Genomic DNA, 4,597 nt, shown 5'->3' with positions numbered 1-4,597 from the left:
CATTAATATTAGAATAAGCCCGTTTTTGATAATAGGAGAAACAATGAAAGAATTTGGCTTTTATAACGATTTTGACGATGCTTTGATGCTAAATGAGCAGATAGAGATCAACAACGAAAATGGCGACTATCTAGTCTCAAACTCTCCAAAGCTAAAAGCAAACATCATCGCCCCTGAGATAAATTTCTACCTTAAAAATACCACCGCAAGCGTCTTAGAAAAAGCCAAAAACACACTTTTACTCTACGAGGCAAGAGCGAGCGCCTTTGACATGGCAAAGGATGTGGATTACGAAAAAGAGGTCGGCAAAAATGTCGTCATAGTAAGCAACTCAGGCCGCGAAGAGCTAGCAAATTTACTAAAAGAAAATGGCTACAAAGTGATCGAGCTCACGCACTTTGAGGTTAAATTTATATATGGCGCAGCTGGCGAGCTAAGCGTTTTGGTGCTTAGAGCAAATGATGAATTTGAGGTTGATTGCGACTTTTTCTTAGTTGAAAACGCAAGGGATTATATGCTAAAGCAAAGCGGCTGCTACGAAATTTCAGGGCTAAAAGATGAAAAAGTGCTTGAAATTTTAAACGCAAAAAGTCCAAAATTTAGATACAAAAGCTTTACGCAATACGACTCATCAATCTGCCAGTATCACGAGCGCAGGACTGAAATTTGCGGACGTTGCGCCGAGGTTTGCCCAACGGTTGCCATCCTAAAAGAGGACGAGACAAAGCACCTGGTCTTTTCAGCGATAGACTGCACAAACTGCGGAAACTGCATCAGCGTCTGCCCTAGCGGCTCGCTAGACTCAACGCTCATGCCACAAAGCTCGTTTGCCACTATCGCTAAGCTTTACAAAGATAAGGTCGCTCTCATCGTATCTGAAGAGATAAATTTAGAAGAGCTTAGCATTAGCCTACCGCAAAATGTCCTACCTTTTGTCATCCTAGCCCCACATCTGCTAAGCCAAACGCACTTTTTGACGCTTCTTCAAGAAAGTGGCGCGAGTGTGATTTTATATAGCAAGAGCCTTAGCAAGGGCGAAAAGGACGCCATTAGCATATTAAATCAAATTTATGAGCTTAAATTTAAAGAGCAAGCGATCTACCACGCAAAAGACAAGGCTGAGCTTGAAATCGCACTTAAAAAAGCAAAACTAATAGCTGGCTCTCAGCACTCGATCAATGAATACGCGCTACCAAAGAGAGAAATTTTTGCCAAAAGGCTTGAGTTTATCGTGGATGGTGATGATCTTGGCGTGGTAAAAAGTGGCGAAATGATAAGATATGGCGACGTTAAGATAAACGCTGAAACTTGCACACTCTGCCTTAGCTGTGTCGGCGCTTGTAACGTAAGCGCTTTGGTGGCTGATAAGAAGACAAATTCGATTTTATTTAACCCAAGTGTCTGCACCGCCTGTGGCTACTGCGAGCTAAGCTGCGCTGAGAAAAACACCATCTCGCTTGAAGTTGGCAAACTAGCGCTTAAGCCTGAAAGCTTCGTTTATAGCGAGCTTGCGCATGATGAGCTATTTGCCTGCGTGGAGTGCGGAAAAGAGTTTGCGACTAAAAAGGCGGTCGAGAAGATCGCAGCGATCATGCAGCCACGTTTTGGCAACGACAGAGCCAAGATCAAGTCACTTTACTGCTGTGCCGACTGCAAGGCAAAGATCATGGTGCAAGCCCAACTAAACGCGATGAGAGAGGATTTATTAAATGGATAAAAACATCACAAAAGCAAGGGCATATTTTTACGAATTTTTAGCTTATCCGCTATTTTTTCACACTAGCGATGAGAAATTTGCAAGGTGGAGAGAGCAGCTTAGCTACCTAGCGCAAAATCCTCTAAGTGAGCAAAGCGCAGAGGCATTTGCAAATTTAGAAAAATTTAGCTTTAAAGAGCTTGTAAATGAGCAAAATGAAGTTCTTTTTGGCTTTACAAACATCCCTTTAAGCGCCTCATTTTATGAAGAGGGTAGAGATAACGGCGCGGCTAGACTTAGGGTGATACACTGCCTAAAGCTTAGCCCATATAGGCGCGATAAGGAGCTTTGCAAGGATAGCGAGGACTACGTTGGCTTTATATTTTTAGCGATGGCTACGTTTTTAAATGACGAATTTAACGGCGCAAAAAATATCAGCGACAAGCTCTTTAGCGAGACTTTAAATTTATTTGTAGATGAGTTTGGCTCGCTACTTTTAGCTCATAAAAATGCAAATTTCTTCCGCTCCTATGCGATCATCTTAAAAGACTTCATCGAGCTTGAAAGAGCTGTTTTAAGCCTAGAGGCACCAGCCAAGCCACAAGGCGATAGCGTTGCGGTTGCTGCGCTTAAAAAAGAGCCTTATCAAAGCAAGATGCCAACTTTTAAAACTAAGCTTCACTGGGAGGAATTCTCTCCAGTCATCTCACACGAGTTTAAAGACTAGCTTAAATTTACTCTTACTCGAGCTAGGAGTAAATTTAACATCCGATTAAATTTGTTATCTTGATATTTTATAATTATTAGCGATTTGGCGTTAAACTTCTTTAAATTTTTACAAAGGACTTACAATGGTAATGACACACTACATGGAGCTTTTATCGCTCAATCAACCTTACAATCTAATCCTCTTCATGGTGATACCTGTGGGGCTTACGGAGCTTTTAGTGGCGATGGAGTTTCTCACTATGTATCACATGGATAGCGGTAAAAATGCTGGCTATAAGGCTGTTGGCAAATTTGCTGGCATAGTGCTTGGGGTCTATTTTGCAGCTCTTGTGATCTATTTTATGGCAAAAATTTATCCAACCATAAAATGGCGTGGATATGCCGATGTCATCGCTGTCTACTCATATCTCATCAGCGTCATACCACTTCTTGGCATCGCGCTTTTAGAGCTAAATTTGATCTACAAAAACGCAAGCGAAAAGGCAAAGCTAAAGCTTCACTTTTGCCTACTCATATTTGCCTTGATCGTCGCACACGTCGCTATGATATTTGGCATGGTTGATCCTACCATAACTGGCTACAAGGCTGAAAACGGTGAGATGGGTATGCATATGAATATGCCAATGAACATGCCAGCAGATATGCCAATGCACGATCACCACAATATGATGCAAAATATGGGTGAGATGCATATGAATATGATGATGCAAAATATAAGTGATGATAACTCAACTAATATGCATATGCATCACTAAATTTAAAAGCTCCAAATTTACTCTTTAGAGCTAGCTAGCAAGATCTCTCTAGGTCTTGCTTCAAGCTCTTTTACCTGCGTATCTTTAGGATTTATAGCGATCTTTTTAAATTTCTCCAGCCTGCTATCAAGCCCACCTTGACCGCTCACGCTTTTAACGACCTCATTAAAGTTATCATTTACCGATCTCACCGAGTTTCCAAGCCTATTTAGCTTCTCAGCGACGGTGCAAAATTTCTCATAAATTTCATTTGCACTTTTTAAAATTTCCTTCGCCTCTTTGTTGCCATTTTCCATGCGCCATAAATTTGCCACCACGCGAAGTAGCGGCATAAGCGTCGTGTGCGAGACTAGCACCACTTTTTTCTCGTAGCCGTAGTTAAATAAATTTGGATCAAATTTCAAAGCTTCCAAAAATGCCGGCTCAACTGGCACAAACATCAGCACAAAATCAGGGCTTTTCACAAGCGATGAGTAGTCTTTTTTAGCTAGCTCGTCGATGTGCTTTTTTATTGAGGCGATGTGCTCACCAAGAGCGATTTTACTCTGTGCTAGATCAGCCGCCACGACTGCTTTTTCGTAGGCATGGAGTGAGACTTTGCTGTCTATTATCATCTGTTTGTCGTCTGGGAAATTTATGACAAAGTCAGGTATGAGCTTTTTGCCGCTCACGTCAAAACTCTCTTGCGTAGTGTAGTGCGTGCCCTTTTCTAGCCCAGCAGCCTCCAGTGTGCGCTCAAGCTGCATCTCGCCCCAGTTGCCAAGGACCTTGTTGCTGCCTTTTAGCGCCGTGCTTAGCGAGTTTGCCTCTTTTGACATATTTTTGCCAAGTTCGACTACCTCTTTTAGCTGCGCGCTAAGCTCGCCTGCGCTCTTTTGCGAGTCGCTGTGGGCGTCATTTACCCTCTTTTCAAAGCTTGTTATCTTCTCTCCAAGTGGCGTTAGCAAGAGCTCAAGCGACTCTTTGCTGTTTTTTGAGAAATTTGCGCTTTTTTCTTCAAATATCTTATTGGCAAGGTTTGCAAACTCTAAATTTAGCTCGTTTTTTACCTTTTTTAAATTCTCTTCTTGCGATCTTAGGATGTTTTCTTTGGCCTCGATCTCGCTTTTTAGAGCGACGATAGCGCGTTTTAGCTCGTTTTCACTCTCGTTTGATCTTTTTAGCTCATCCTCTTTTGCGCCAAGCTCGTTTTGTAAATTTAAAGATAGCGACTTTGCCATCTCAGCCATCTTTGTCTGGCTGCCAAGCTCCTCGTTTAGGCGCCTTAGCTCGCGCTCTAGCTCGTCCTCTTTTTCATCTTTTTGCTTGAGCGAAATTTTATACTCATCTAAATTTTTAGCTAGCTCATCTATCTTGTCACTATTTGCTTCAAGCTTTGCTCTTTGCTCGATATTTAGCCGCTCGCTATCTTTTAGCT

4 protein-coding genes are annotated in these 4,597 nt (G+C 42.1%); 3 read left to right on the top strand and 1 reads right to left on the bottom strand.

The window, feature by feature from the left end:
* Window positions 1-43: 43 nt before the first annotated feature.
* The 3 genes from CYP77_RS05175 (at window position 44) to CYP77_RS05165 (ending at window position 3,180) form a co-directional block, all read left to right on the top strand.
* Window positions 44-1,717, top strand: a complete 1,674-nt coding sequence (locus tag CYP77_RS05175) for a 4Fe-4S dicluster domain-containing protein (RefSeq protein WP_103566795.1) — start codon at window positions 44-46, stop codon at window positions 1,715-1,717.
* Window positions 1,710-2,423: a TorD/DmsD family molecular chaperone gene (locus CYP77_RS05170; RefSeq protein ID WP_103566792.1), complete on the top strand. Its 714-nt coding sequence runs from the start codon at window positions 1,710-1,712 to the stop codon at window positions 2,421-2,423. The genes CYP77_RS05175 and CYP77_RS05170 overlap by 8 nt, the downstream gene beginning before the upstream one ends.
* 124 nt (window positions 2,424-2,547) lie before the next feature.
* Window positions 2,548-3,180, top strand: coding sequence for a DUF6803 family protein (locus CYP77_RS05165; protein WP_103566789.1), 633 nt, complete (start codon window positions 2,548-2,550; stop codon window positions 3,178-3,180).
* A gap of 17 nt (window positions 3,181-3,197) precedes the next feature.
* Here CYP77_RS05165 and rmuC read toward each other — a convergent pair.
* Window positions 3,198-4,597: DNA recombination protein RmuC (rmuC, locus tag CYP77_RS05160; RefSeq protein ID WP_103599707.1), on the bottom strand; the 1,400-nt coding region annotated here is incomplete at its 5' end.

The organism is Campylobacter concisus (genome assembly GCF_002913865.1).
Classification (GTDB): domain Bacteria; phylum Campylobacterota; class Campylobacteria; order Campylobacterales; family Campylobacteraceae; genus Campylobacter_A; species Campylobacter_A concisus_AM.
This window is presented reverse-complemented; position numbering and strand designations above follow the sequence as displayed.